The organism is Streptomyces sp. NPDC047886 (genome assembly GCF_043204435.1).
Taxonomy (GTDB): Bacteria; Actinomycetota; Actinomycetes; order Streptomycetales; family Streptomycetaceae; genus Streptomyces.
Genome location: NZ_JBIDCF010000012.1, coordinates 109557 through 134869, shown reverse-complemented (window position 1 = coordinate 134869; position 25313 = coordinate 109557). Strand labels below are relative to the sequence as shown.

26 protein-coding genes and 1 pseudogene are annotated in these 25313 nt (G+C 74.5%); 15 read left to right on the top strand and 12 right to left on the bottom strand.

The features are described 5' to 3' along the window. The 5 genes from bioD (at position 1) to tpg (ending at position 4684) form a co-directional block, all read left to right on the top strand. Complete coding sequence (bioD, locus tag ACGF5U_RS29200; RefSeq protein ID WP_392717004.1) at positions 1-723, top strand: dethiobiotin synthase; 723 nt, start codon at positions 1-3, stop codon at positions 721-723. A gap of 105 nt (positions 724-828) precedes the next feature. Continuing rightward, positions 829-1173, top strand: coding sequence for a VOC family protein (locus ACGF5U_RS29195; protein ID WP_392717006.1), 345 nt, complete (start codon positions 829-831; stop codon positions 1171-1173). Between the two features lie 70 nt (positions 1174-1243). Then, entirely contained in the window at positions 1244-1924 is a 681-nt protein-coding gene (locus ACGF5U_RS29190) for a class I SAM-dependent methyltransferase (RefSeq protein WP_392717008.1), read from the top strand. A gap of 69 nt (positions 1925-1993) precedes the next feature. Next, positions 1994-4117 (top strand): telomere-associated protein Tap, encoded by a 2124-nt coding sequence (tap, locus tag ACGF5U_RS29185; RefSeq protein WP_392717010.1) that lies wholly within the window; start codon positions 1994-1996, stop codon positions 4115-4117. A 9-nt stretch (positions 4118-4126) separates the two neighbouring features. Beyond that, positions 4127-4684 (top strand): telomere-protecting terminal protein Tpg, encoded by a 558-nt coding sequence (gene tpg, locus ACGF5U_RS29180; RefSeq protein ID WP_392717012.1) that lies wholly within the window; start codon positions 4127-4129, stop codon positions 4682-4684. A 226-nt stretch (positions 4685-4910) separates the two neighbouring features. Here the strand turns inward: tpg and ACGF5U_RS29175 are convergent, their stop codons facing one another. Further along, positions 4911-6848 (bottom strand): BTAD domain-containing putative transcriptional regulator, encoded by a 1938-nt coding sequence (locus tag ACGF5U_RS29175; RefSeq protein ID WP_392717014.1) that lies wholly within the window; start codon positions 6846-6848, stop codon positions 4911-4913. A gap of 137 nt (positions 6849-6985) precedes the next feature. Between ACGF5U_RS29175 and ACGF5U_RS29170 the strand changes: the two genes are divergently transcribed. After that, positions 6986-7864, top strand: a complete 879-nt coding sequence (locus tag ACGF5U_RS29170; RefSeq protein ID WP_392717016.1) for an alpha/beta fold hydrolase — start codon at positions 6986-6988, stop codon at positions 7862-7864. Positions 7865-8028: 164 nt separating this feature from the next. On the opposite strand, the gene ACGF5U_RS29165 is transcribed toward ACGF5U_RS29170, so the two are convergent. Then, complete coding sequence (locus ACGF5U_RS29165) at positions 8029-8850, bottom strand: DUF1963 domain-containing protein (RefSeq protein WP_392717018.1); 822 nt, start codon at positions 8848-8850, stop codon at positions 8029-8031. A 247-nt stretch (positions 8851-9097) separates the two neighbouring features. Then, positions 9098-10084, bottom strand: coding sequence for an alpha/beta fold hydrolase (locus tag ACGF5U_RS29160; protein ID WP_392717020.1), 987 nt, complete (start codon positions 10082-10084; stop codon positions 9098-9100). Between the two features lie 139 nt (positions 10085-10223). Between ACGF5U_RS29160 and ACGF5U_RS29155 the strand changes: the two genes are divergently transcribed. Both ACGF5U_RS29155 and ACGF5U_RS29150 read left to right on the top strand, forming a co-directional pair. Next, positions 10224-10853 (top strand): helix-turn-helix domain-containing protein, encoded by a 630-nt coding sequence (locus ACGF5U_RS29155; RefSeq protein ID WP_392717022.1) that lies wholly within the window; start codon positions 10224-10226, stop codon positions 10851-10853. A gap of 73 nt (positions 10854-10926) precedes the next feature. Beyond that, positions 10927-11511, top strand: coding sequence for a YdeI family protein (locus ACGF5U_RS29150; RefSeq protein ID WP_392717024.1), 585 nt, complete (start codon positions 10927-10929; stop codon positions 11509-11511). 1 nt (position 11512) lies between these two features. Here the strand turns inward: ACGF5U_RS29150 and ACGF5U_RS29145 are convergent, their stop codons facing one another. The 5 genes from ACGF5U_RS29145 to ACGF5U_RS29125 all read right to left on the bottom strand — a co-directional run bounded on the left by ACGF5U_RS29145 (position 11513) and on the right by ACGF5U_RS29125 (position 14190). After that, the gene (locus tag ACGF5U_RS29145) at positions 11513-12565 is read right to left on the bottom strand and encodes a GNAT family N-acetyltransferase (protein WP_392717232.1); all 1053 of its coding nucleotides are present in this window, start codon (positions 12563-12565) and stop codon (positions 11513-11515) included. Positions 12566-12623: 58 nt separating this feature from the next. Next, positions 12624-12833 (bottom strand): hypothetical protein, encoded by a 210-nt coding sequence (locus ACGF5U_RS29140; protein WP_392717025.1) that lies wholly within the window; start codon positions 12831-12833, stop codon positions 12624-12626. A gap of 45 nt (positions 12834-12878) precedes the next feature. After that, positions 12879-13427, bottom strand: coding sequence for a hypothetical protein (locus ACGF5U_RS29135; protein ID WP_392717027.1), 549 nt, complete (start codon positions 13425-13427; stop codon positions 12879-12881). A 105-nt stretch (positions 13428-13532) separates the two neighbouring features. Continuing rightward, positions 13533-13904, bottom strand: coding sequence for a fic family toxin-antitoxin system, toxin component (locus ACGF5U_RS29130; RefSeq protein ID WP_392717029.1), 372 nt, complete (start codon positions 13902-13904; stop codon positions 13533-13535). Positions 13905-13938: 34 nt separating this feature from the next. Next, positions 13939-14190 (bottom strand): antitoxin, encoded by a 252-nt coding sequence (locus tag ACGF5U_RS29125; protein ID WP_392717031.1) that lies wholly within the window; start codon positions 14188-14190, stop codon positions 13939-13941. 102 nt (positions 14191-14292) lie between these two features. Between ACGF5U_RS29125 and ACGF5U_RS29120 the strand changes: the two genes are divergently transcribed. From ACGF5U_RS29120 to ACGF5U_RS29110, 3 genes are all read left to right on the top strand, one after another. Next, positions 14293-14721: a GNAT family N-acetyltransferase gene (locus tag ACGF5U_RS29120; RefSeq protein ID WP_392717033.1), complete on the top strand. Its 429-nt coding sequence runs from the start codon at positions 14293-14295 to the stop codon at positions 14719-14721. 176 nt (positions 14722-14897) lie between these two features. Beyond that, entirely contained in the window at positions 14898-16316 is a 1419-nt protein-coding gene (locus ACGF5U_RS29115) for a hemolysin family protein (RefSeq protein WP_392717035.1), read from the top strand. Then, a complete protein-coding gene (locus tag ACGF5U_RS29110; RefSeq protein ID WP_392717037.1) occupies positions 16313-17329 on the top strand; it encodes a hemolysin family protein in 1017 nt (338 codons plus the stop codon). The genes ACGF5U_RS29115 and ACGF5U_RS29110 overlap by 4 nt, the downstream gene beginning before the upstream one ends. A 60-nt stretch (positions 17330-17389) precedes the next feature. Here ACGF5U_RS29110 and ACGF5U_RS29105 read toward each other — a convergent pair whose 3' ends face one another. Further along, on the bottom strand, positions 17390-18814 hold the full coding sequence (locus ACGF5U_RS29105) for a maleylpyruvate isomerase N-terminal domain-containing protein (RefSeq protein ID WP_392717039.1): 1425 nt from the start codon (positions 18812-18814) through the stop codon (positions 17390-17392). 170 nt (positions 18815-18984) lie between these two features. Between ACGF5U_RS29105 and ACGF5U_RS29100 the strand changes: the two genes are divergently transcribed. Genes ACGF5U_RS29100 through mug form a run of 3 tightly spaced genes read left to right on the top strand, consistent with a single transcriptional unit; the run spans position 18985 to position 21816 of the window. Beyond that, positions 18985-19770: an SGNH/GDSL hydrolase family protein gene (locus ACGF5U_RS29100; protein WP_392717041.1), complete on the top strand. Its 786-nt coding sequence runs from the start codon at positions 18985-18987 to the stop codon at positions 19768-19770. 59 nt (positions 19771-19829) lie between these two features. Further along, positions 19830-21263, top strand: coding sequence for an adenylosuccinate lyase (purB, locus tag ACGF5U_RS29095; protein WP_392717043.1), 1434 nt, complete (start codon positions 19830-19832; stop codon positions 21261-21263). Between the two features lie 13 nt (positions 21264-21276). Beyond that, complete coding sequence (gene mug / locus ACGF5U_RS29090; RefSeq protein ID WP_392717045.1) at positions 21277-21816, top strand: G/U mismatch-specific DNA glycosylase; 540 nt, start codon at positions 21277-21279, stop codon at positions 21814-21816. 165 nt (positions 21817-21981) lie between these two features. Here mug and ACGF5U_RS29085 read toward each other — a convergent pair whose 3' ends face one another. Then, positions 21982-22419, bottom strand: a complete 438-nt coding sequence (locus ACGF5U_RS29085) for a hypothetical protein (RefSeq protein WP_392717047.1) — start codon at positions 22417-22419, stop codon at positions 21982-21984. 302 nt (positions 22420-22721) lie between these two features. Here ACGF5U_RS29085 and ACGF5U_RS29080 point away from each other — a divergent pair, with 302 nt between their 5' ends. After that, a complete protein-coding gene (locus ACGF5U_RS29080; protein WP_392717049.1) occupies positions 22722-23879 on the top strand; it encodes an ROK family transcriptional regulator in 1158 nt (385 codons plus the stop codon). A 146-nt stretch (positions 23880-24025) separates the two neighbouring features. Here the strand turns inward: ACGF5U_RS29080 and ACGF5U_RS29075 are convergent, their stop codons facing one another. Next, positions 24026-24769 (bottom strand): GntR family transcriptional regulator, encoded by a 744-nt coding sequence (locus ACGF5U_RS29075; RefSeq protein WP_392717234.1) that lies wholly within the window; start codon positions 24767-24769, stop codon positions 24026-24028. A gap of 243 nt (positions 24770-25012) precedes the next feature. Next, positions 25013-25111: pseudogene (locus ACGF5U_RS29070) on the bottom strand (sigma factor); the annotation flags it as partial. Between the last annotated feature and the right edge of the window lie 202 nt (positions 25112-25313).

Here is a 25313-nt window from a genome sequence, read left to right as displayed (position 1 = left end):
ATGACGGTCATGGTGATCAGCGGCACGGGTACGGAGATCGGCAAGACGGTGGTCACGGCCGCCGTCGCCGCCCTGGCGCGCGCCGCGGGCCGGTCGGTCGCCGTGCTGAAGCCCGCGCAGACCGGTGTCGGTCCGGACGAGCGGGGCGACGCGGACGAGGTGGTACGGCTCGCCGGGGACGGCGTACGGGGCGTGGAGCTCGGGCGGTTCCCCGAGCCGCTCGCGCCCGCGACCGCCGCGCGGCGGGCCGGGCTCGCCCCGGTACGGCCGCACGACGTGGCGGAGGCCGCCGCGAAGCTGGCCGCCGAACACGACCTCGTCCTGGTGGAGGGCGCCGGCGGGCTCCTGGTGCGGTTCGACGACGAGGGCGGCACGCTCGCGGACGCGGCCCGGCTGCTGGACGCCCCCGTGCTGGTCGTCGCGCCCGCCGGTCTCGGCACGCTCAACATGGCGGCGCTCACCGGCGAGGCGCTGCGGGCACGCGGGCTGACCCAGGCGGGTGTGGTCGTCGGCAGCTGGCCCGACCGGCCGGGCCTGGCCGAGCGGTGCAACCTCGTCGACCTGCCGGACGCGGCGGGCGCCCCGCTGCTGGGCGCCGTGCCGCAGGGCGCGGGCACGCTGCGGCCCGCCGCGTTCCGCTCGGCGGCCGGGGCGTGGCTGGCCGCCGAACTCGGCGGCACCTGGGACGCGGCCGCCTTCACCGCCCGCGCGCACGCCCTCTGACGTGACCGGGCGGCCCGGCGCGCGGCGTGCGGGCGCGTGGGACGGGAGCGCGCGAACGGGCCCCGAGGGGTGCCGGGGCGCTCTCCGGGCCGTACGCTCGTGATCATGAGAGCGACTGTCAGTGAGATCGTCTTCGACTGTGCGGACCCGGCGGCGCTCGTGCGGTTCTGGGCCGCGCTGCTGGGCGGCGACCCGGTCGACCGGAGCCCCGACTGGTCGTACGTCGAACCGCCCGGGTTCGTCCGGATCGCTTTCCAGCGGGTCCCGGAGGGCAAAGCGGTCAAGAACCGGATCCATCTGGACCTGGAGGCGGACGATGTCGCCACCGCGCCGGAGGAGGCCGTACGGCTCGGCGCGGTGCGCGTGGGGGCCGTCGTCACGGACGCTCAGGGCGACTTCCAGGTGATGCGGGACCCGGAGGGCAACGAGTTCTGCTTCGTGGACGGCTGACCCGGCCGGTACGGGGGACAATCCCTGTGTCGTCCCGTCCCGTTCCGTTCCTCTCGCCAGGAGGTCCGCGATGCCGGATCGCAGCAGTGCCGGGATTCCCCCGGACGCCGTCCACCATCCGCTGTTCGCCCGGTTCTACGCCCGCGTCAGCGTCCGGGCCGACGTCAAGGGCGGCATCGCCGCGTACCGGAAGGAGCTGCTGGACGGGGTATCGGGGCGCGTCATCGAAGTGGGCGCGGGCAACGGCCTGAACTTCGCGCACTACCCCCGTACGGTGTCGGAGGTCGTCGCGCTGGAACCGGAACGGCGGCTGCGCCGGATGGCGGTCGCCGCCGCCCTGCGCGCCGAGGTCCCGGTGGACGTCGTCCCGGGCGCGGCGGAGGCCATGCCGGTGAAGAGCGAGGCGTTCGACGCGGCGGTCGCGTCGCTGGTGCTGTGCACCGTACGGGATCTGTCCCGCTCGCTCGCCGAACTGCGGCGGGTGCTGAAGCCCGGCGGTGAACTGCGGTTCTTCGAGCACGGGGTGGCGCCGGGGCATGCCCTCGCCCTGGCCCAGCGGACCCTGGACCGGACGGTGTGGCCGAGGCTCTTCGGCGGCTGCCACACCGCCCGCGACCCGCTGCGCGCGATCGAGGCGGCGGGGTTCGAGATCCTGACGTACCGCAGGCTCCGGGTACCGGAGAAGGGCCCGCTGCTGCCGACGTCCCCGTGTGTGATCGGGGTGGCGCGACGGCCGGACACGGACACCTGACGGCGTGTGTTCCGGGTTCGGCGCACAGTGCGTTTCGGCTAGGGTGATCACCTCTGGAGGTGACGCCCTGTGCCCGAGCAGGAGGAGCTGTTCGCCGCGGTCGACGCGCTGCTGGCCGAGGCGGCCCAGGAGGCGCTGCCGGCGCCGGACGAGCGGAAGCGGCTGCGCGAGGCCGCCGGACTGAGCCAGGAGCAGATCGCCAAGGCGCTGTCCGTGCGCCGCGAGACGGTGACCGCGTGGGAGTCGGGCCGTACCGACCCGCGCCCCCCGAAGCGCGCCGCGTACGCCAGGCTGCTGGACGGCCTGGCCGAGCGCCATCCGCCGTCGCGGTCCCCGTCGCCGTCGGCTCCGCCGTCGGTTTCGCCCGCACAGCCGTCGCCGCCGTCGCCCGCGCCACCGGTCGAGGCCCCGGCCGCCGTGCCCGCGGCCGGTCCCGCCGCACCCGTCGCTGTGCCGGTGCGGAAGACGGCACCGCTCGCACGCCCCCGGTCGGCACCCGCGCCCGCGGCCTCGCCCGCCGGACCGGTCGATCCGCGGTTCGCGCACGGGCCGCTCGCCGTACTGGACGGGGACGGCAACGCGTACTGCGCGGACGGCCTGGTCCTCGACTGCCCCGCCGGCGACGTCCCGTCGCTGGTGGAGTGGGCCCTCTCCGAGGCCCGGATCGGCGCTCCCCGGCTGCACCGGTACGGCAAGGACGCCGATCCGCTGGTCGTGCTCACGGAGGCCGCCGCCGTACGCCTCGGCCTGCCGGCGGAGCTGGCGGACCGGCGCGGGCTGCGGCTGCCCGACGACCACGCGGTCGTGCGCGCCGTCACGCGCGCCAAGTGGCGGCTCACACGACGCGGGTTCGGCCCGTGGGCGAGGATCTACCGGCCCACGGACGGCGGCAGGCGCCAGTGCGTGCAGCTCGCGGTGGTGCCGTGGGGTGCGCTGGACAGCAGGGCGTGGGGCGGCGCCGCCGAGCTGGCGCCGCCGGACCTCGCCGCCGCGCTCACCGCGTACGCGACACGGGTGCTGACCCCGTGCGGTTCGACCGCCGTGTCAGGTCTGGAGCTGATGACGGCGCTGCGCCCGCCGACCCGTGCCGTCCGGGACGCGTCCACGGACACCTGGGTGCCGGGGCCGGTGCCGGGTTCGCTGACCGCGCCCGTGGACCCGGCCCCGCCCGAGGCGCCCGACGAGCACCCGGTGGTCGCCGCCCGCTGTCCGCGCGGGCACGCGCGCACGCCTGCGGAGGTCCTGGTCGAGGAGGCGTACGACTGGATCCGGGACCCGGAACTGCTGACGGACGACGAGTGCGCGCTGCCGTACGCGGTGGGCATCGACGTGAACATGGCGTTCGCGGCGGCCGCGAACCGGCTGACCGTCGGCCTCGGCGCGCCGGTCCACCGGGTGGCGCCGGTGTTCGACAAGAAGGTGGCGGGCTGCTGGCTCGTGGATCTGTCGCCGGTGGAGCTGGACCCGCGGCTGCCGAGTCCGTTCACGCCGCACGGCGGGCGGCCGGAGGGACCGGCCTGGTACGCCACGCCGACGGTCGCGTACGCGGAGGAGCTCGGCCACCGCGTACGGCCGGTGGAGGCGTATGTGCGCCCCGACAGCGGACCGTACCTGGACGCCTGGTACACCCGGCTGCGCGATGCGTACATGCTCACGATGGAGCGGCTCGGGGTCCGCGCGGGGCTCTCCGACGCGGAGTTCCTGGCGGCGATGGAGCGGCACAGGGAGGCGGACCCCCGTGAGGCGGCCGTCCTTGCGGCGGTCAAGTCGACGGTGAAGGGCGGCATCGGCAAGCTGCGCGAGCGCCCGCAGGGTGCGGGATACCGCCCCGGTGAGCGGTGGCCGGCGCTGGAGCGGCCGACCTGGCGGCCGGACATCCGCGCGGCCGTCATCTCGGCGGCGCGCGTCAACATGCACCGCAAGATGGTGCGGCTGACGCGGGCGGGGCTGTACCCGATCGCGGTGCTCTCGGACTGCGCGGTGTATCTGTCGCCGGGGCCGGGGCCGCTGGACCTCCTGCCCCGGACCGCCGACGGCAAGCCGTTGCCGGGCGGGTTCCGGCTGGGCGTGTCGCCCGGCATGGTGAAGCACGAGGGGACCCAGTCGCTGGTGTGGGCCGTGCGGATGCTGGACGAGGGCCACAATCCGGCACGGCACATCAAGGGCACGGACGCCGCCGCCGGCGGGGAGTAGGAGAGGGCCGTGGGCATCCTCCAGGAGAGCCTGGACCGGGCGGCGGAGCACACGTTCACGCGCCCCGTCCCCAAGTCGGCGGTCGCGCAGATGCGTTTCCTGGTCCGCAGCGAGAAGGGCTCGACGCTGGCGGTCGCGCGGCGGCTCGGCGTCACGCGGCGGACGGTGGAGCGGTACGTGAAGGGCCAGATCAGGCACCCGCGTCCCGAACTGGCCGCACGGCTGCTCGCGGAGACGCGGAAGAGCTGGCAGCCGCGCGTGCGCAGGCGGGCGCGGGAGGCCGCGGCCACGACGGGCGGCATCGTCATCGAGACCCGGGCGCGGTTCGGGTTCACCGCCGCGCCCGGCAGCACGGACGACTCGCGGCTGCGGCTCATCACCCAGCACCTGCCGCCCGGCTACGCGGCGCGGCTGTTCGACGCGCAGGCCGGCGGGGCGACGGAACGGCAGCTGCGGGACATCGCGGCGGAGGCGCTGCAGGAGCAGTACTTCAAGGACCACGGGCGCCGGGCGCCGGGCCTGCGGGTCGAGTTCACGGACATCGACTACGTGGAACTGGAGTACTGATACGCGCGACGGGAGCGCCGAACCTCCGAGGAGCCGAGCCGAAGCACGGCAGTGGTCGTACAGGCGGGCCTGTTGTCACCGGCGCGGCGGAGTACGCGCGGGTTCCGGGGGCGTGCTGACGGCCTGGCTGTGCACGGGTTGTTGGACACGGGCCGCCGTCGACGCGGGCAGGGCCTGGCTCGGTTCGGGACGGGCAGGTCGGGGGCGGGTCCGCGGACGGTGTCGGTCATCTCTTGTCGGCGCATGCCTCCGCCTCCGTCAGGTACCGCGCGACCGGCCCCAGCGTCAGCATCCCGCTCGCCCCGCCCGCGTGTTCGGTGCGGGCGGGGCGCAGGGCCGTTGCCGCGCGGGCGGCGACCGAGCGCTCGCCGAGGCGGGCGGCGGCGTGGGCGGTCAGGCACCAGAGTGCCTCCTGCATGTGATCAGGGGGTGGTTCGGGCGTCATGGTCAGGGCGGTGCGGGCCTCCTCGGCCCGGTTCCGGGCGAGCAGCACCAGGGGCTGCGTCCAGGGGCGGTACGGGCCCCAGTCGAGAGCGGGGTCGGTGGGCGCGGGACGGCCGTGCAGGAGACGCAGGCCCAGGAGGGCGAGGGCGAACAGGCCCCGGTGCAGCCCCGGCATGCCCGCTGTTTCGGCGAGGGCGTCTTCGGCGGCGCGGTAGTGCGCTGCGGCCGTGGCGGCGGCCGGTCCGCCCGGTGCGGTGCTGCGGGCGGCCGTGACCCGGGCCCGGAACCATTCGGTGAGTACGGGGACGAGCGAGGCCTCGGTGCTGATGGCGAGCTGCTCGGCGGCCTCGGCGTGTGTGGTCGCGGCGTCGAGGTCGCCGAGAGCGGAGGCGGATTGCAGGCGGATGAGCCGGCCGAGCACGACGAAGTCCGGCAGCCTGTGCCAGGTGGCCAGGTCGAGGATCTCGGAGCCGATCACGTCCCGTGCCGCCGCGAGCCCGGGCCGGGTGAAGGACTGGAGGAACACGCCGTTGAGGGCGAACACCAGCAGGGCGGGATCGCCCAGCTCCCGGGCCAGCGCCTCGGCCTCGCGCGCGGCCTGCCCGGCGCGCCTCCGTTCGGCTGCGGACAGATCGGCGCTGCGGCTCTCGACCGCGACGGTGGCCAGCAGGCGGGCGCGCAGTTCGGCGGGGCCGTCGGTGCCGAGCGCGGTGAGCGTACGCTCGGCCGCCGCGACGACGGCACGGGACTGATCGGGATCGTCGGCCCGGCTCCAGAGGGCCGGCACGTCGTAGGCGCCGATGACGCGGGCGGTCAGGGCGATGTCTCCGGTGCGCTCCGCCGCCTGGGCGGCGGCGAGGCGGTCGCGCCGCGAGTGGACGAGGGCGTCACCGCCCGCCAGGGCCAGGGTGCGCGCCAGTTCCACGGTGGTGCGCGGTCCGAGTCGTACGCCTGCGGTCCACACGGTGGGCGGGGGCTGGAGCGTCGTGGCTCCACGGAGAATGTCCGTCTCCAGACGCCGGAGGTCGGCACCGGGGTCGAGCCCGAGCTGGTCCGCGAGCATCGTGCGGGCGCGGCGCAGGGTGGCCAGTGCGTCCGCCTGACGGCCTGCCCGGTGCAGTGCGCGGGCCAGCAGCCCCCAGGCCGGCTCACGCCAGGGGTGTTCGGTGACGTGGGCGCCCAGCTCAGCGACCAGATCGGCTCCTGAACCGGAGTCGAGGATGAGGCGGGCGCGCAGTTCCAGCCCCTCCAGCCTCAGCTCCTCCAGCCGGGTCCGTTCGCGCTGCGCCCACGCGGAGCCGGTCACATCGGCGTAGGCGGGGCCGCGCCAGGCCGCGAGGGCCGCGTCGAGGTCGGTCAGCGCATCGGGTGCACGCCGGGCGCGGGCCAGGGCGTCCTCGAACCGGTGGACGTCCACGGTGTCGCGCGGCAGGCGCAGCGCGTAGCCGGGTCCTACCGTGACGAGGACGCGCGGCGGGGTGCGGGGTGGCCGGCCGGGTTCGATGGCGCGGCGCAGCGCGGCGACGAACGTACGCAGCGCGCCTACGGCGCGCACCGGCGGCTCGGCCCACAGGTCGTCCACGAGGGTGTCGGTGGGGACCATCCGTCCCCCGGCGGCGACGAGCCGGGCGAGTACCTCGCGGTGGCGGGGTCCACCCAGGTCGACCGGGGTGCCGTCGTCGCGGAGGGCCCGCACGGCACCGAGTACGTCGATTCGCATGCCCTCCATCTTCCGTGCCCCGGGTGGGCGGCGTCGAAGCGTACTGATCGGCTGCTGATCGCCGCCGCCCACGCTGATCCCGTCAGTCCCGGGGCCAAGGCTTTCGCCGGTCCCCCGACCCCAGAGAAGGGCCTTTCATGACTCTCACCATCCCCGGCTTCGACCACGTCCGTCTGCCCGGCGCCGACGGAGTGGAGCTGGCAGCCGCCGTCGGCGGCAGCGGCAGCCCGGTCGTGCTGCTGCACGGCTTCCCCCAGACCCACCTGATGTGGCGGCACGTCGCCGAGCGGCTCGCCGGCGAGCACACGGTGATCTGTCCCGACCTGCGCGGCTACGGCGCCAGCGACAAGCCGGTGGCCACCGGCCCCGAGGTGTACTCCAAGCGCTCCATGGCCGCCGATGTCGTCGCCCTGGCGGCGGCGTTCGGCCATGAGCGCTTCGCCCTGGTCGGCCACGACCGGGGTGCCCTGGTCGCCTTCCGGGCGGGACTGGATCATCCCGAGACCCTCACCCATCTGGGCGTCCTCGATGTCGTGCCGACCCTGGACATGTGGAACGTCCTGCACGGTGTCCCGGCGGCGGTCGGCTACCACCTGTTCCTCATGGCGCAGCCGCCGGGGCTGCCGGAGACGATGATCGCCAACAGCGCCGACGCCTACTTCGGCTCCTTCCTCGACGCGTGGGCCGGGGACCCGGCCGCCATGCCGGAACCGGTCCGGGCCGCGTACCTGCGGGCGAGCGCCGCGGCCGTGCCGTCGATCGTCGCGGACTACCGGGCGTCGGCGGGCATCGACGTCACACACGACCAGGCGGACCGGGACGCCGGTTCGCAGCTGGCCATGCCCGTGACGGTCGTCCAGCAGGACTGGGGCGCGCGACTGGGCTACGACGCCGCCGCGGTCTGGCAGGCGTGGGCACCGGACCTGGACCACCGGCTGACCGGCGCGGGGCACTTCATGGCCGAGGAGGCGCCCGACGAGATCGCGGAGGCGATTCGCGACCTGCTGCTCCGCTGAGCCCTCCACCCGGGCCACGGGAGGCGGCGGGCGAGCCCTGGATCCCCGGTGCCGGATCGGCCCCCTGATCCGGCGGCCACCGACGACACGGACCGGGGGCGTGGGCGGGGAGGCGGCCGATGGGCGCCGGGGAGCCGGCCCCGGCCGTCCCCTCCCCCGTGCTGTCAGGCCATCTCGACGTAGCGGTGGACCCGGTCGAAGCGCCGGGCCGCCACGTCCCGGCGGCGGACCACCCAGTGGGCCACGCCGGAGTCCAGTTCGCTGACGTCGTCGCCACACCTCCAGGTGGCCAGGAGAGTCCAGTCGTCGGCGCCCTCTCCGTGGGCCGCACCGCCCTGCCCGGAGGGGCCGGCCTCTTCGGGGTCGCGGGCGTAGTGGACGGGGTCGTTCTGGGGCGAGACCGGATGGCCGCCGATCTGCAAGGCCCAGGGCGGGCGGTAGCCGCCCACGTCTGCCCAGGCGTCGCCGAGTTCCTCGGCGAGTTCGAACTGCTCTTCCTCGGGGAAGCCGCCCCATCTGTCGAGGGCGAAGCTCTCCGGCATCTGCGCGCTCGGCTGGTGCCAGACCGTGCGGAGCTCACGCGGCCGGTACGGCTCGCGCCGGCTGTGTGCGAGGGGGCTCAGGGTTGTCGGGGTCCCGGCGGGGACGTACAGCACCGCGTCGGGCACCTGTCCACCGATGCCGTGCACATCGGTGCCGGAGAAGAGGAGCAGGTGGCCGTCGGCGGGGAGCGGGAGGCCGGTGGCGCCCGGCGGGAGAGCCGCGAGGTCGACGGAGGCCACGAAGGGATCGGACGGCCTCGGCGCGCCGTGCGGCAGCAGGGGGTCGCCGCCGACCCGGGCCACGAGGGGACCGTCACCGCCCTCCGCCAAGTACACCGCCGGACGGGCGACGCGTATCCATTCCTCCGCCTCCTCCGCCGGCAGACCCAGGGATGCCGCCTCGGCCCGGAAGCGGTTCACTCTGTCCATGTTCGCGTCGGTCACCGGGCCACCCTAACGGGCTGGCGGAAGGGCATGGCGGGACCCGACTCCCGGGCGGACAAAGCGATGTGGCGCGAGCGAAGTGATGTGGCGCGAGCGACCTTGAAGCGTGATGCCGGCACGGACGCGGTGTGCCGGTGGTGACACGTCCGCCGGGTGGTGGGCGGACGCCCGGACGGCGGCGTCTCACGGCTGAAGGCCGCCGAGCAGTCCGCTGCCCGGGCCTCCGGCCCGTACGGGATCGCCTGGTTCACCCCCGGAGGGTGGCGAGCCAGTCGGTCAGCAGGCGGTTGACCTCGTCGGGGCGCTCCTGCTGGATCCAGTGACCGCAGTCCTCCAGGAGGTGGGAGGCCGACAGGCCGGGGAGGGTGGTGGGGTAGGCGTCGATGGCGTCAGCCATCCAGGTGGTGGAGGCGTCCAGTGCGCCGCCGATGAACAAGGCGGGCTGTTCTACGGGGGCTCCCCGGTGGGGGGCGAGGTCTTCCCAGTCGCGGTCCATGGCGCGATAGCGGTTGAGGGCGCCGGTCAGGCCGGTGCGCTCGAACTCCCCGGCGTAGACGTCGAGGTCCTCCTCGCTCAACCAGCCCGGGAGCGGGCCGGCGGGGAAGCGGTCGCGCAGCTGGCCGCCGTGGGCGACGAAGTGCGGGTCGGGCTCGCCATGGGCAGGCATGGTGTCGGCGGACAGGGCCGCGTAGAAGCCTGCGAGCCAGCCGCGGACGTCGGGCTCGATCTCCGCCTCGGCGCGGCCGGGCTCCTGGAAGTAGGAGACGTAGAACTCCTGCTCGGGGCCACCGATCTGGCGGAAGACGTCGGTGGGGCGGGGGCCGCCGGGCGGCGCGTAGGGGACGCTCAGCAGGCCGACGGCGCGGAAGACCTCGGGGCGGAGCAGGGCGGAGGCGGCGGCGATGGCGGAGCCCCAGTCGTGGCCGACGACCACCGCGCTCTCCTCGCCGAGGGTACGCACGACGGCGGCGTTGTCCTCCACCAGGTCGAGCATCCGGTAGGCGTCGGTCGCCTCCGGCTTGGAGGAGCGGCCGTAACCGCGCACGTCGATCGCCACTGCCCGGTACCCGGCCGCGGCGAGGGCCGGGAGCTGGCGGCGCCAGGAGTACCAGGACTCGGGGAAGCCGTGCACGAGCAGGACCAGCGGGCCGGTGCCCTGCTCGACCAGGTGCAGGCGCCCGGCCGGGGCCTCGACGGTGCGGTGGCGGAGTTCGGCGGTCGGCTCGGGCTGCATGGGCCTCTCCTCGGTCGGCGGCGGCGCGGCTACCCGTCGATCATGCGGCGCGGCACCCGCCCGACGCGATCGGCCTTGCCGTTCTGGCAACCTTGCAGGACATGGCGGTGGAGCGGCAGGGCGAGAAGGAGCGTGAAAGGTGGCAGCCGGCGACGTGGACGGCACGCTGGCCGCGATGGGGCCCCGCTTGCGGGCCGCGCGCGAGCACCACGGCGCGACGCTCGCGGGTGTCGGCCGCGCGACCGGCATCTCGCCCAGCACGCTGTCCCGGATCGAGACCGGCCGGCGCAAGCCGACCCTGGAGGTGCTGCTGCAGCTGTCGAAGGAGTACGGCGTCTCACTGGACGAGCTGGCAGGCACGGCGCCCGCCCCCGCGGCCGAGCCGCGCGCTTCGGCGCCGCTGAGCTTCGGCGACGACAAGGCGGTGCTGCCCTTGACCCGGTACGTCGGCGGCCTGCATGCCCACAAGCACGTCCTGCCCGCCCTTGAGGACCCGCCCGCGCGGCCCCGGCAGGTCTCCCACGACGGCTACGAATGGCTGTGCGTCCTGTACGGACGGCTGTGGCTCGCGCTCGGCGGCCAGGACCTCGTCCTGACCCCGGGGGACGTCGCCGAGTTCGACACCCGCACCCCGCACGGGGTGGCGAACTGCGGCCCCAGCGGCCCGGTCGAGTACCTGATCATGTTCGGACCGCAGGGCGAGCGCCAACGGCCGCGCACCCCTCCAGCCGCTGCTCGCGGGACTGGCGGCAGAAGGGCTGCTGAGTGAGCAGCTGTTGAGAAGCGTGAGAGGCGCCGAGAAGCAATGAACCACCGGGTGACGACTGAGGGATGGCTTGGCGATGCACGAGGGTGAGATCGACGGGGTGGAGGTCCGCGCCTTCGCGGACGGCCAGGCGTTCGAGGACTGGCTGGCCGGGCACCACACCCGGCACGAGGGCGTGTGGATCAAGCTGGCCAGGAAGAACTCCGGCATCCCGTCGGTCAGCGCCGACGAGCTGGTCGACATCGGGCTCTGCTACGGCTGGATCTCCGGGCAGCGGCGGTCCTACGACGAACGGTACTACCTGCAGAAGTACGTGCCGCGGCGCCCCAGGAGCGTGTGGTCGCGGGTGAACGTGGAGAAGGTCGCCCAGCTCACGGCCGCCGGGCGGATGCGCGAACCCGGCCTGGCCGAGGTCCGCGCGGCGCAGGAGGACGGGCGCTGGGAGCGGGCGTACGCGTCGCAGCGGACGGCGACCGTGCCGCCGGACCTCGCGGCGGTGTTCGCCGAACACCCCGAGGCCGCGAAGTCCTTCGAGGCGCTCGACAGGACGGGGCGCTACCTGGTGATCCTGCCACTGCTCCAGGCACCGACGCCGGAGGCCAGGCGGGCACGGCTCGACAAGGCCCTGCGCGCGCTGCTGGCGGGTGGCGGAGCCGGGTGAGTCAGGGGCGGCGCAGCTCGTAGGCGACGTTGTCGTCCGTGGCGCCGATCCTGAGGAAACCGGCGCGGGCGACGACACCGTGCGAGGGCGCGTTGCCGTGCTCGACGGTGGCGCGCAGGACGGTGACGTCCGGGTCGGTGAACGCCCAGGCCGCCAGGGCGCGCAGCGCCTCCGTGGCGTAACCGCTTCCCCGGGCGCCCGCGACCAGGTCGTAGCCGACCTCGGCCTGTCCTTCGGCGTCGGGGGCGGCGTGGAAGCCGATGCCGCCGATGGCGCGGCGGTCGGCGGCGCGGACGATGGCGTAGGAGCCCCAGCCCGGCCGGAGGGTGCCCGCCTCGTGGGCCTTGGCGACCAGGCCGGCGGCGAAGCGGGTGCCCTCCGGCGGCCCGCCGTCGGCCCAAGCGAAGCCGCCCGCGCCGGTGGTGTGCAGATCGGCGGCGATCTGGGGGCCGACCTCGCACAGGGCGAGGCGTTCGCTGCGGACGGGGTCGGAGTGCCAGCGCCAGGCGGTGAGGCGGGGCAGCCCCGGCAGGTCGGTGCGGCCGGTGGCCCACAGCAGATCCCGCCAGGGGTCGTCGGTGCGCGGGGCGTGCGGGAAGATCCGGTCCAGGACACGGGCGCACAGGTGGGCGGGCGGCTGCCAGTCGGGGTCGCCCAGGGCGCACAGCATGTCGTAGGTGTGCAGCAGCACTTCCACGACGCCCATGGCGGCGAAGCCGTCGGGGCCCGCCATGCCGTACGGGTGCCAGGCGCGGACGTCGGACGGGGTCGTCCGCACGACGGCGGCGAGCAGCCCGCCGGTGGCCTCGATGACATGGACGAGCCCGTCCGGGGTGGTGCCGGGGTCGACGGTGATCTCGAACGGGACGTACCCGTGCCGCCTGCGGCCGGTCAACTGGCCCGCGTACGCGGTGAAGTCGCCCGCGATGTGCTCGGCGGTGTCGTGGCAGCTCCACTCCAGGCGGGCCGCGGGTACGGACCAGTCGAGCCGCGTCATGCGGCGCAGTGCCCGTGCGGTGACCGTGACCGCTTCGTCGATGTCGTGTCCACCCATGCTCGTCACGCCGCGACCCTAGGTCCTCGCGTCCACCGGGACCAACCGGTTTACCCGGTCAGGGTCGCCTGGCGCGGCGCTCCGCCTCCGCGTGCCACCAGGCGGGCGGCGAGTCCCCGGCGGGGCGGGCGGGCGGCTGGTCGGGGTGCAGGCCCAGGTGCCGGAGGGCGGTGGCGGGGACGCTGATGTGGCACCAGCGGTGCCACCGCCCGTCACGGCCGATCCCGCAGGGTGTGTCCGCGCGGATCTCGTGGTCGGCGAAGGGCATCCAGTCGATGCCCCGTTCCCGCAGTCAAGCCGGCCGCCCTGTCGGCTACTTCTCCAGCTGGTCGGCGAACGCGCGCAGGGCGTCGGCGAGTTCCTTCTTGGTGGGGAGCTGGTCGACCTTCTTGTCGAGCTCCTCGATGCGCTTGCTCAGGTCTTCGAGGCTCGGCGGGGCCGAGGGGCCGGCGGGCCCGGTGTCCGTGGGGGCGGGGGTCGGGTCGGTGGGGTACGGGTCCGGGTCGCCGGAACCTCCGGTGACCGAACCGCCGGTGGTCGAACCGGTGGTGCCGCCCGTGGTGCCTCCGGACACGGTCTCGCCCGGATCGCCCCCACCGCCGTCGGCGTCACCCCCGCCGCTCGTCCCGCCCTCGACCACTCCCGCGGTGGAGCCGCCGCTCGTCCCGCCGTCGACGGCCCCTTCGGTGTCGCCGCCGTCGTACGGGGTCGGCGTGGAGTGCGTCGGCGTCGGGCCGGGTTCCTCGTCGGCCGACGCGGCGATGGCACCGCCGATGCTCAGGGTCACCAGGGCCGCCGCTCCCGCGACGGCGGTGGCGACACGTCTCGTGCGTATGGCGCGAAAATTACGTGTGTCTCCCATGGAGACAACTTAGGCGGGCGGTACGGCCGGACGGGCTCCTTCCGGCGATCTCGGGCCTGGGGCACCCGGAACACCCGGGTAGTTGGGGCACCTGGGGCGCGAGGATCACCGGCTCCACTGGCGCAGCTCGGCGGCGATGGCGCGGACGTCGGCCGTCCCGTCCTTCACCAACCGGGCCAGGTCCCGGACCTGTTCGGGAGATGTGGCGATCTTCAGACCGCACGCGACGAGGTAACCGTAGGCGACCGCCGATGCGTACATCGCGTTCGAGTGCTCCAACGCCGGTACGTGCAGCAGCTGTTGCAGCAGGGCCGCGGCGCGGGCGTAGGGGTCGGCGTAGACGGGCATGCCGAAGATCTCCGCGTCGTGCCGGGCGACGGCGGCGACGAGCGCGCCCCAGTCGGTGACGCGGGGATCGCGCGGGGTCTTGTGCTCGGCGACCATCAGGAGCCAGGCGAGGTCGATGGAGGGGCTCATGCGCGGGGGCCGCGCTTTCGTGACGCGACAGCCGTCACCGCTTCCCCTCGCCGCCCGCCCCCGGTGCGGTGTCGCCGGGCGCGCCGAACTCCTCGGCGAAGACCGACTCGTACTGCTTCATGAAGTCGGCCGCCGCGTCCACGAAGGCGCGTCCGGCCTCGCCCGCGTCCTGCTGGACGAGTTCCTCGATGTACCGGTTGACGCTCACCCCGCGCTGCCGGGCCCGGCGGCGGGCGGCCGCCGCGGTGGTCTCGTCCACCCGTACGTTCAGCTGTGTCTTGGCCACGGCACCACGCTAGCGCGATGGCGCTAGTACGGACAGGGGACGCGGTGCCCGGATCGCGGAACGGTGTCGCGTGACCGGCCGGGACGGTGCTGGGATGTCGCCATGAGCGATCTCGGGATACGGGCCGCCGGAGCGGCCGACATCGATACCGTCCTGACCTTCTGGAAGGCCGCCGCCGAAGGCGTCAGCATCAGCGACGACCGGGACGGTGTGGCGCGACTGGTCGCCCGCGACCCGGAGGCGCTGATCATCGCCGAACGGCCCGGCGACGGACTCGTGGGCACGGTGATCGCCGGGTTCGACGGCTGGCGCTGCCATCTGTACCGGCTCGCGGTCCACCCGGACCACCGGCGCCAGGGGATCGGCGGGGCGCTGCTCGCGGCCGCCGAGGACCGCTTCGTACGGCTGGGCGGGCGTCGGGGCGACGCGATGGTCCTCGACCGCAACGAGCTCGCGCACCCCACCTGGCGCGCGGCGGGCTACGCGCCCGAACCGCAGTGGAGCCGCTGGGTCAAGCCGCTCTCCGACTGAGCACACCCCGAGGAGGGCTCCCGCGACCGGGCAGGTTTGCCGTTCCTTTACCATGAGGGCATTCACGATCGAACAATCATCGAAAGGTGTGAGCGTCCGCCCATGGGCGAGCCTCCCAGTAGCCGACATCGCGCACTCCTCCTCCCTCTGCCGGATCATGGGACGGAGGTGACCCGATGACCGAAGTGCTGCTGCTCCTCGTGGCGCTGCTGCTCGCCCTCGCGTGCGGCGCGTTCGTCGCGGCGGAGTTCTCCCTGACCACCGTCGAGCGCGGCGACCTCGAACGAGCCGTCGAACGAGGTGAGCGCGGCGCCCCCGGCGCCCTCAAGGCCGTACGGTCGCTCACCTTCCAGCTCTCCGGCGCCCAGCTGGGCATCACCGTCACCAACCTGGTCGTCGGCATGCTCGCCGAGCCCTCCATCGCGAAGCTCATCAGCGGCCCCGCGCGAGCCGCGGGGCTGTCCCCGTCGGTGGCGTCCTCCGTGGCACTCGTCATCGGCACGGCCCTGTCGACCGTGGTCCTGATGGTCGTCGGCGAACTCGTCCCCAAGAACTGGGCCATCTCGTCGCCGCTCGCGGTCGCCAAGGTGGTGGCCACCCCGCAGCGGGTCTTCACCGGCGCCTTCCGGCCGCTGATCAGCCACCTCAACAACAGCGCCAACCGGATCGTCCGCCGCCTCGGCATGGAGCCCGCCGAGGAGCTGGCGTCGGCGCGCAGCCCGCAGGAGCTGGTGGCGCTCGCGCGCCACTCCGCCCGGCAGGGCGCCCTGGAGGCGGACACCGCCGAGTTGTTCGTCCGTACGCTCAACCTGGCCGAGCTGACCGCGGAGAACGTGATGACGCCCCGCGTGCAGGTCACCGCCCTCGACGCGCAGGCGACCGCCGAGGACGTCGCCAACGCCACGCGCGCGACCGGCCTGTCCCGCTTCCCCGTCTACCGGGGCAGCCTCGACTCGGTCATCGGCACCGCCCACATCAAGGACGTCCTGGCGATACCCGCCGACGAGAGGCGCCGCAAGCGGGTCTCCGACATGCTGCGCAGGCCGCTGCTCGTCCCGGAGACGCTGACCGTGGACCGGCTCCTGGACCAGCTGTCCGGGAAGACGACCATGGCCGTGGTCATCGACGAGTACGGCGGCACGGCCGGCGTCGTGACCCTGGAGGACATCGTCGAGGAGGTCGTCGGCGAGGTACGGGACGAGCACGACCCGCATGAGACACCGGACCTCGCGCGGGCGGGCGAGGACGCCGACGGACGGCTGCTGTGGTCCGCGGACGGCGCCGCCCGCACCGACCAGCTGGAGCGGATCGGACTGCGCGTGCCGGACGGCCCGTACGAGACGCTCGCCGGGCTCGTCGCGAACGCGCTCGGCCGGATCCCGGCCGTGGGCGACCGGGTCGAGCTGTCCGGCTGGCGGCTGGACGTGGTGGACGCGTCGGGCCGCCGGGCGGCCCGGGTGCTGATGCACGCGCCCGTCCCGGCGGACGACACCGCGGGCCCGGGCGCCGGGACCGGCGACGGGCAGCACCGGCAGCACGGGCGCGTCCGCGTGCGCGGACGGCGCTCCGGCCGTGGCAAGGGGGCGGACCGATGATCGCGATCCAGCTGCTGATCGGCTTCCTCACCCTGGTCCTCAACGCCTTCTTCGTCGGCGCGGAGTTCGCGCTGATCTCCGTACGCCGCAGCCAGATCGAACCGGCGGCGGAGGCCGGCAACCGCCGGGCGCGCAGCGTCCTGTGGGGACTGGAGCACGTCTCGGCGCTCCTGGCCGCGGCGCAGCTCGGGATCACCCTGGCCACGCTGGTGCTCGGTATCGTCGCCGAGCCGGCGATCGCCCATCTGCTGGAGCCTTTGTTCGACGCGGTGGGCATGCCGCACGGCCTGGTCCACCCGGTCTCCTTCGTGATCGCGCTCGGCGTCGCCACCTACCTGCACATGCTCCTGGGCGAGATGGTGCCGAAGAACATCGCGCTGGCCGAGCCGGTGCGTACCGCGCTGCTGCTGGGCCCGCCGCTGGTGGCGGTCGCGCGGGCGCTGCGTCCGGTGATCTTCACGGTCAACGCCTTCGCCAACGCGCTGCTGCGGCTGCTGCGGGTGGAGACGAGGGACGAGGTCACCGCGACGTTCTCGGACGACGAGCTGGCCCGGCTGGTCACCGACGCGGGTGACGCGGGGCTGCTGGACGACCGGGCGGCCGAGCGGCTGCACGACGCCCTGGAGCTGGGCCGCCGCCCGGTGCGGGACGTGGTCATGCCGCTGGAGCGCGTGGTGTACGCCCAGGTGGGCACCACGCCGGAGGAGCTGGAGGGCCTCGCGGCGGGCTCCGGGTTCTCCCGGTTCCCGGTGGTCGACGCCTCCCGGGGCATCCTCGGTTATCTGCACGTCAAGGACGCACTGGACGTGATGCCACGGGATCTGCCGTTCCCGGTGTCGGCGATGCGGCCGATCGCCCGGGTGCGGGCCGCGACACCGCTCGACGACGTCCTCACGGCGATGCGGCGCAGCCGTACGCACCTGGCGGCGGTCCTGGACGACGACGGGAAGCTCGCCGGGCTCGTCACGATGGAGGACGTCCTGCGGGAGCTGGTGGGCCGCCCGGCCGCCTGATCACCCGGCGGCCGGGGCCCGCCGCCCCGCCCCGCACGCCGCCCGGCGTGCGGGGCGGTGTCAGAAGCGGGTCGCGGACAGCCAGGCGTCGAGGAGCGTCCGGTCGCCGGAGACGGTGAACCGGCGGTCGCCGGGCCGGTACCGGCCGTGGAGCAGGAGCAGCAGCTCACCGGTACCGGCCGCCGTGACGGTGACGTCGGCGGTCACGCCGTGCCGGTCGCCGTCCTCCCGGTCGCCGTCACGGTGCCGGTCCCGGTGCCAGGTGAAGCCGCCGCCGGCGAGCGTGAGCGTCCACGCGGCGCCGGTGTCGGCGGCGCACAGCCGCAGGGACGCGCCCTCGCGGCCGAGCTGCGAGACGGGTTCGGCGATCCACGCGAAGTACGGCAGGTTCTCCAGGAACTCCTCGACACCGTCGGCGGCGACGCCCGGCTCGACCCGTGACGCGTCGCCTGGTGCGCCGAAGGCGCCAAGAGGGCTGGGAGAGCCGACGGCGCCGAGGGTACCGACGGCGCCGAGGGCGAGCTCGGCGTCGGCCAGGTGGACGACCGCCTCGAACAGCAGCCGCCGGGGGAAGAACCGGGCGTGCGGGTCGGCGCCGGGCGACCACACGGCGGCGTCGGGGTCGGCGGCGCGCAGCGTACGCAGGGCGGCGTCGGCGCTCCGGGCCAGCCAGTCGACCTGGGCGGCCGCGTCCGCCGGGTCGGCCGGCAGGTCCAGCGGTACGTCGCGGGAGTGGACGCGCGCGGCGGCGCGGGTGCGCACCAGGTGCTCCATCCAGCGGTGCGTGGTGCCGAGGTGCCGGATCAGGTCGGCGAGGGTCCAGCCGGGGCAGGTGGGCACGGCGGTGGCGGGGTCGGCGTCCCGTACGGTCTTGACGAACCGGGCGACCTGTTCCTCGACGGCGTCGCAGTAGCGCGCGTGCCGGTCGGCGTCCGGGCCGAGGCGCTCGGCCAGGCCCGTCAGCGGCTCGCGCCGGGCGGGATCGGGCTCGCGGGCGGCGGTCTCGTGGAGCAGCCGGGTGAGGCGCCGCCGATCGTCGGGGGCGAGCCGCCCCAGCACAGAGGCCGTACGCCCGGTCCACCACGCGGCGCTTCCCTCGGCGGCGGAGCCCGTGACGACCGTTGCCGAAGCGGGCGCTCCCAGGGCAGGCGCTCCCGGGGCGGGCGCTCCCAGGGCGGGCGGTTCCGGGGCGGGCGGTTCCGGGGCAGGCGCTCCCGGGGCAGGCGCTCCCGGGGTCCCGGTGGCCTGGGCGGGTGTGCCACCGTCGCCGGTGTCCGCGGCGGGTGCTCCCGGTGTGCCGGTGTCCGGAACGCGTGTCCGGCCGTCGCCGGTGTCCGCAGCCGGTGCCACGCCGTCGCCGGTATCCGCAGCCGGTGACACGCCGCCGCCGGTGGCCGGGGCGCGTGTCACGCCGTCGCCGGTATGGAGGGCCGTCAGCAGCTGGGCCAGTGCCTCGGTCAGTGCCCGCTCCAGTGCCTCGCTCATACCTCTCCCCTTGCTCCCCTCGGGCCCCGTGGTCCGGTCGGGCGTCCCGGATCCGGTCGGCGCTCCCGGTCGGTCGTCCGTTTCCCCGCGAACCCCGGCGACCCTACGCGACCGGGGCAACGCCCCCGGGCCGCCGTACCGCCCGTACCGCGCGGTACGATCCCTCCGCCATGGAGATCAATGCCACCTACACCAGTCTTGTCGCGGTGGGCGACAGCTTCACCGAGGGCATGTCGGACCTGCTCCCGGACGGTTCCTACCGGGGCTGGGCCGATCTCCTCGCCGGGCGGCTCGCGGCCCGCACACCGGGTTTCCGGTACGCGAACCTGGCTGTGCGCGGCAAGCTCATCGGGCAGATCGTCGCCGAACAGGTCGGCCCCGCCGCGGCGATGCGACCGGACGTCATCACGCTCGTCGGCGGGCTCAACGACACCCTGCGCCCCGCATGCGACATGGGGCGGGTGCGCGCGCTGCTGGAGGAGGCCGTGGAACGGCTGGCGCCCGCGTGCGACCGGCTGGTGCTGATGCGCAGCCCGGGCCGCGAAGGCCCGGTGATGGAGCGCTTCCGCCCGCGCATGGAGCAGCTCTTCGGGTACGTGGAGGAGCTGGCCGCCCGGCACGACGCGGTGGTCGTCGACCTCTACGGGGCGGCCGTGCTCGGCGATCCGCGACTGTGGGACGTGGACCGGCTCCATCTCACCGCGGAGGGCCACCGGCGGGTCGCCGAGGCGGTCTGGCAGACACTCGGCCTGCCGGCGGAGGAGGACTGGCGGGCGCCGCTGCCCGCCGCCCTCCCGGCGCGGTGGCTCGACCGGCGGGTGAGCGACGTGCGGTTCGCGCGGCAGCACCTGGGGCCGTGGATAGGGCGGCGGCTGACGGGCCGCTCGTCGGGGGACGGCCGCCCGGCGAAGCGCCCCGAGCTGCTCCCGTACGAGCGCCCGTACGAGCTCTCGTAGCAAGCCACAAACAGGGCCGGGGCGCTGGCCTGCACAAACCGCCAGTAGAATCCGTACACGTGACAGCAAAGCCTCGCATCCCCAACGTCCTGGCCGGCCGCTACGCCTCCACGGAGCTCGCCGTCCTCTGGTCCCCCGAGCAGAAGGTGAAGCTGGAGCGGCAGCTGTGGCTGGCCGTTCTGCGTGCGCAGCAGGACCTGGGCATCGAGGTGCCGGACGCGGCGCTCGCCGACTACGAGCGGGTGCTCGACCAGGTCGACCTGGCGTCGATCGCCGAGCGCGAGAAGGTCACCCGCCATGACGTCAAGGCCCGGATCGAGGAGTTCAACGCGCTCGCGGGCCATGAGCAGGTCCACAAGGGCATGACGTCCCGCGACCTCACCGAGAACGTCGAGCAGCTCCAGATCCGGCTGTCGCTGGAGCTGACGCGCGACCGTACGGTGGCGGTCTTGGCTCGGCTCGGCAAGCTGTCCGCCGAGTACGGCGAGCTGGTCATGGCCGGGCGGTCGCACAACGTCGCCGCGCAGGCCACGACGCTCGGCAAGCGGTTCGCGACCGCCGCGGACGAGCTCCTCGTCGCGTACGCGCGGCTGGAGGAGCTGCTGGGCCGCTACCCGCTGCGGGGCATCAAGGGACCCGTCGGCACCGCGCAGGACATGCTGGACCTGCTCGGCGGCGACGCCACGAAGCTGGCCGAGCTGGAGCAGCGGATCGCCGGCCACCTCGGCTTCGCGCACGCGTTCACCTCGGTGGGCCAGGTCTACCCGCGCTCCCTGGACTACGAGGTCGTGACGACGCTGGTGCAGCTGGCCGCCGCACCGTCGTCGCTGGCGAAGACGGTCCGTCTGATGGCGGGTCACGAGCTGGTGACCGAGGGCTTCAAGCCCGGCCAGGTCGGCTCGTCCGCGATGCCGCACAAGATGAACACCCGCTCCTGCGAGCGCGTCAACGGCCTGATGGTCATCCTGCGGGGCTACGCCTCGATGGCCGGCGAGCTGGCGGGCGACCAGTGGAACGAGGGCGACGTGTCCTGCTCGGTGGTGCGCCGGGTCGCGCTGCCGGACGCGTTCTTCGCGTTCGACGGCCTGCTGGAGACGTTCCTGACGGTGCTGGACGAGTTCGGCGCGTTCCCCGCGGTCGTCGCCCGTGAGCTGGACCGCTACCTGCCGTTCCTGGCCACCACCAAGGTGCTGATGGCCTCGGTGCGCGCGGGTGTCGGCCGCGAGGTCGCCCACGAGGCCATCAAGGAGAACGCGGTCGCCTCCGCGCTCGCCATGCGGGAGCGGGGCGCCGAGCGCAACGAGCTCCTGGACAAGCTCGCGGCCGACGACCGGATCCCGCTGGACCGGGCGGGTCTCGACGCGCTGATGGCGGACAAGCTGTCCTTCACGGGCGCGGCCGCCGACCAGGTCGGTGCCGTGGTGTCCCGCATCGAGGAGATCGCCAAGCAGCACCCGGAGGCCGCCGCGTACGCCCCGGGCGCCATCCTCTGACGGGCGGCAGCGCGTGACCCCCGAGGAACTCCAGGCCGCTCGTGGCCGCGTCATCCCCGACGTGGTCGCGGGCGGCCTGTCCGTGCTGTTCTGCGGCATCAACCCGAGCCTGATGTCGGCCGCGACGGGCCACCACTTCGCCCGGCCGGGCAACCGGTTCTGGCCGGTCCTCCACCTGTCCGGGTTCACCCCGCGCAGGCTGCTCCCCGCCGAGCAGGACGAGCTCCCCTCGTACGGCCTGGGCATCACCAACGTGGTGGCGCGGGCGACGGCACGCGCCGACGAGCTGAGCGACGAGGAGTTCCGGGAGGGCGGACGGCTGCTCGCCCTCAAGGTGGAGCGTCTGCGCCCGCGGTGGCTCGCGGTCGTCGGCGTCACCGCGTACCGCACGGCGTTCGGCGACCGCCGCGCCCGGATCGGACGCCAGGACCGCACGATCGGCGACACCCGGATCTGGGCGCTGCCCAACCCCAGCGGGCTGAACGCCCACTGGACGGCCCAGACGATGGCGGAGGAGTTCGCCCGGCTGCGCGCGGCGACGCGCGAGCCCTGAGAGCCGACAGGGCACGGACCCGACCGAGTGCCGGGCGCGCCGGAGTGCCGGGGCGCCCGGAACGCCGGGGGACTCGAGTGCCCGGTGCGCTGGAGTACCGGGCACGGGAGTAGCGGCGCGCTGGAGGGCGGGGCGCTGGATTGCCTGGTGCGCGCCGGGCGTTGCTCAGGGTGGGTCCGTGGTGGTGACGGCGGCCAGGAGCTGGAACGGGAGCTCCTTGTCCCACTGTGAGACGCCCACGGCTATCCAGCGGTCCTCCGCGCGCCAGAGGTGGACGTCCGGCACGGAGTTGCTGAGCGAGCCCCACGGCTCGGGTATGTCCTCCCCGTCCAGCCCGCGCCGCAGCAGCGACCAGAGGCTGAAGACCTGGGGTTCGCCCCAGCGGCCGGTGAGCAGCAGGGCGAGCGCGTCGCGCTCCGCCTCGTACTGATCCTCGACCAGTTCGCGCCGTGTGCCGTCGTCCTCCCAGAAGTCCTCGCTCGTGCTGAGCTCCGCCACGTGGTAACCGGGGCCGCTGTCGCCCACGTCCGATCTGCCGCGCTGCGCGGGGAAGGGGCGGGAGCGCAACACCTCGATCGTGGCCAGATGGCGTGCCGTGGTCATGGATCCAGTAAAGCGCCCCCCACTGACAATTGGCGTCCCGTCAGGTGGCGGCGGCATCCGAGCGGGACCGACACACCGCGCCGGGGTCCGGACGCGGCCCGGTTCGGCGGTCCCCGTACCCGCGGCGACCGCGTACCGCAGCGGCGCGGAGGCCGGACGGCGCGAGGCACGGCCGCGCGGGGCATGGGGCACGGGGGCACGGCCGCGCGGGGCATGGGGCACGGGGGCGGACCGCGGTCGCCGGGCCTGCGGGCATTGAGTACGATCCGGCAGACACGCGGCTCGAACTGGGAGGACACACGGTGGGGCGGCTGACCGGCGGGGACCCGTCTCTGCTGCGGCGGATCAATTCCGCGGTGGTACTCCATGCGCTGCGCGGCGCCGACGCGCTCACTCTCACGGACCTCACCCGGATCACCGGGCTGTCGCGGCCGACCGTCGAAGGGGTGACCGAGGGCCTCATCGAAGGCGGCCTCGTGGTGGAGGCGGCGCCCGAGGAGGGCGAGACGCGGCGCCAGGGCAGGCCCGCGCGACGGTTCAGGTTCCGGGCCGAGGCGGGACACCTGCTGGGTGTCGAGATCGGCCCGCACCGGGTGGCTGTGCTGCTGTCCGGGCTGAACGGGCGGATCACCGGAGCCGGGTCGCGGGAGGTGCCCGAGACGGCGTCGGCCGACGAGCGGCTGGAGCGCGTCCGGACGGTGGTCGCCGATGTGCTGCGGCGTACCGGCGTGGCCCGGAGCAGCCTGCGCGCGGTCGGCGTCGGCACGCCCGGGATCGTGGAGGCGGACGGCACGGTACGGCTGGGAACGGCACTGCCGGGCTGGACGGGGCTGGCGCTGGGCGACCGGCTGCGACGGTCGTTCCGGTGTCCGGTGATCGTCGAGAACGACGCGAACGCGGCGGCGGTCGCCGAGCACTGGAAGGGCGCCGCGATCGACTCGGACGACATCGTGTTCGTCCTGGCCGGGCTGAGCCCGGGTGCGGGTTCGCTGATCGGGGGCCGACTGCACCGGGGCTTCGGCGGCGCGGCGGGCGAGATCGGCGCGCTGCACCTGCTGGGGCGCGGGGCGACCCCGGAGACGTTGCTGTCGACGACGGACGAGCCTCTGCACCCGCTGGACGAGCAGGCGGTGACGGAGGTGTTCGCGCTGGCGCGGCAGGGTGACGCGCGGGCGCAGGCCGCCGTGGAGCGGTTCACCCAGCGGCTGGTCCACGACGTGGCGGCGCTGGTGCTGGCGCTCGATCCGGAGCTCGTGGTGGTAGGCGGCTGGGCTGCCGGTCTCGACGGGGTGCTCCAGCCGCTCCGGGACGAGCTGGCCCGGTTCTGTCTGCGGCCGCCGCGGGTCGCGTTGTCGCTGCTGGGCGAGGCGGCCGTGGCGACGGGCGCGCTGCGGCTGGCGCTCGACCATGTGGAGGAGCAGCTGTTCGCGGTGGAGGGCACGGTGACGGCCCGCCGTTGACGCCGCCGCCCGCCGGGAGGCTGCGGTGGGCTGCGGGCCGTACGTGCGCGGTGGTGCGGGCCGTACGTACACACGAGGTGGCGTACCGACCCGCGTGGTGGGTGCGGGTCGTGCGTGCGCGGTGGCGCGGCGCGGTGCCGGTGGGGTCAGGAGGCGATCTGGAAGTCGCCCGCGTCCCCGAAGGTGAGTCGGCAGGTGTCGGCGCGGTAGGTCGCGACGGAGACGGCGGCGGTACGGCCGCCGGAGAGGTAGCGGGTCGTGACGACGAGCACCGGGGCGCCGGGCAGCCGGTCGAGTTCCTTCGCGTCGTCCGCGCGGGCCGAGCCGAGCTCGACGGCGCGGTCCTGGCCGTCGAGGGCGAGGCGCTGGAGTTCGGCCAGGACACCGCGGGCACGGGCGGCGCCGGAGGTGTCGGCTCCGGCGAGGCGGGGCACGGAGCCGGCCGGGACGTACAGCTGCTCGGCGGCGACGGACTGGCCGTGCGTGGCCCTCAGGCGCCGTACGACGTGGACCTTCTCGCCGGCTTCGGAGTCGAGGCCGAGGAGCCGCGCGACGGCGGCGGGCGGCACGGCACGGGTGCAGTCGACGGACTGCCAGGCGTCCTCGCCGGTGCCGGGCCAGGCGTGCTGCGTGGTGGAGACGTCGACGCCCATACGGGGCGGGGCGACCGTGGTGCCGACGCCGCGGCGACGCTGGAGCCGGCCTTCCAGTTCGAGCTGTTCCAGCGCCTGCCGGAGCGTGGCGCGGGCGACTCCGAAGCGGGCGGCGAGGTCCCGTTCGTTGGGCAGGATCTCCCCCACCGTGAACTCCGAGTCGAGCGCTTCGGCGAGCACGGTCTTCAGGTGCCAGTACTTCGGCTCCGGTACCGATTCGAGCTGCGTGGTCCCCACCCTGATCCTCCGCATTCGCCGCGTCCTCGGCGTTTTTCCGCGCCCTTGTTTATTAAAGGTTCCTGCACTAACCCTGCGACCATAGGACGGCACACCCCCTTGGTCAAGACCAATCATCGGTCGACCGGGGTTCTCGGTCACGGTGGGGCACGCGGCGTTCACGGGACGTTCGCACGGCGACTCGGGGTGGAGCGGCAGACGAAGGCCCCGTTCGCGGATGCCGCCGTGCTCGGCGGCCGACCAGCGGAGCCACGCCTCCTGGACGACGTCCTCGGCGTCGGCGACACGGCCGAGCATCTGGTAGGCCACGCCGGTCAGGACGGACCGGTGCTCCTCGAACACATCGGTGCCGCCGTCGGTGCCGCTCGCCTGCGTGCCGGTATCGGCGGTCACTCTCCCATCCCAGTCGACGGGCCATCCACTGTCCAGCGGCTTCGATCGACTGGACAGCGGACCCGATCGGCGGACGGCCCCGAATGGACCCGGACGGACCCGGACGGCCGGAGGTCTTGAACTGGAAGCTACCGAGCGGTAATTGTTGCTG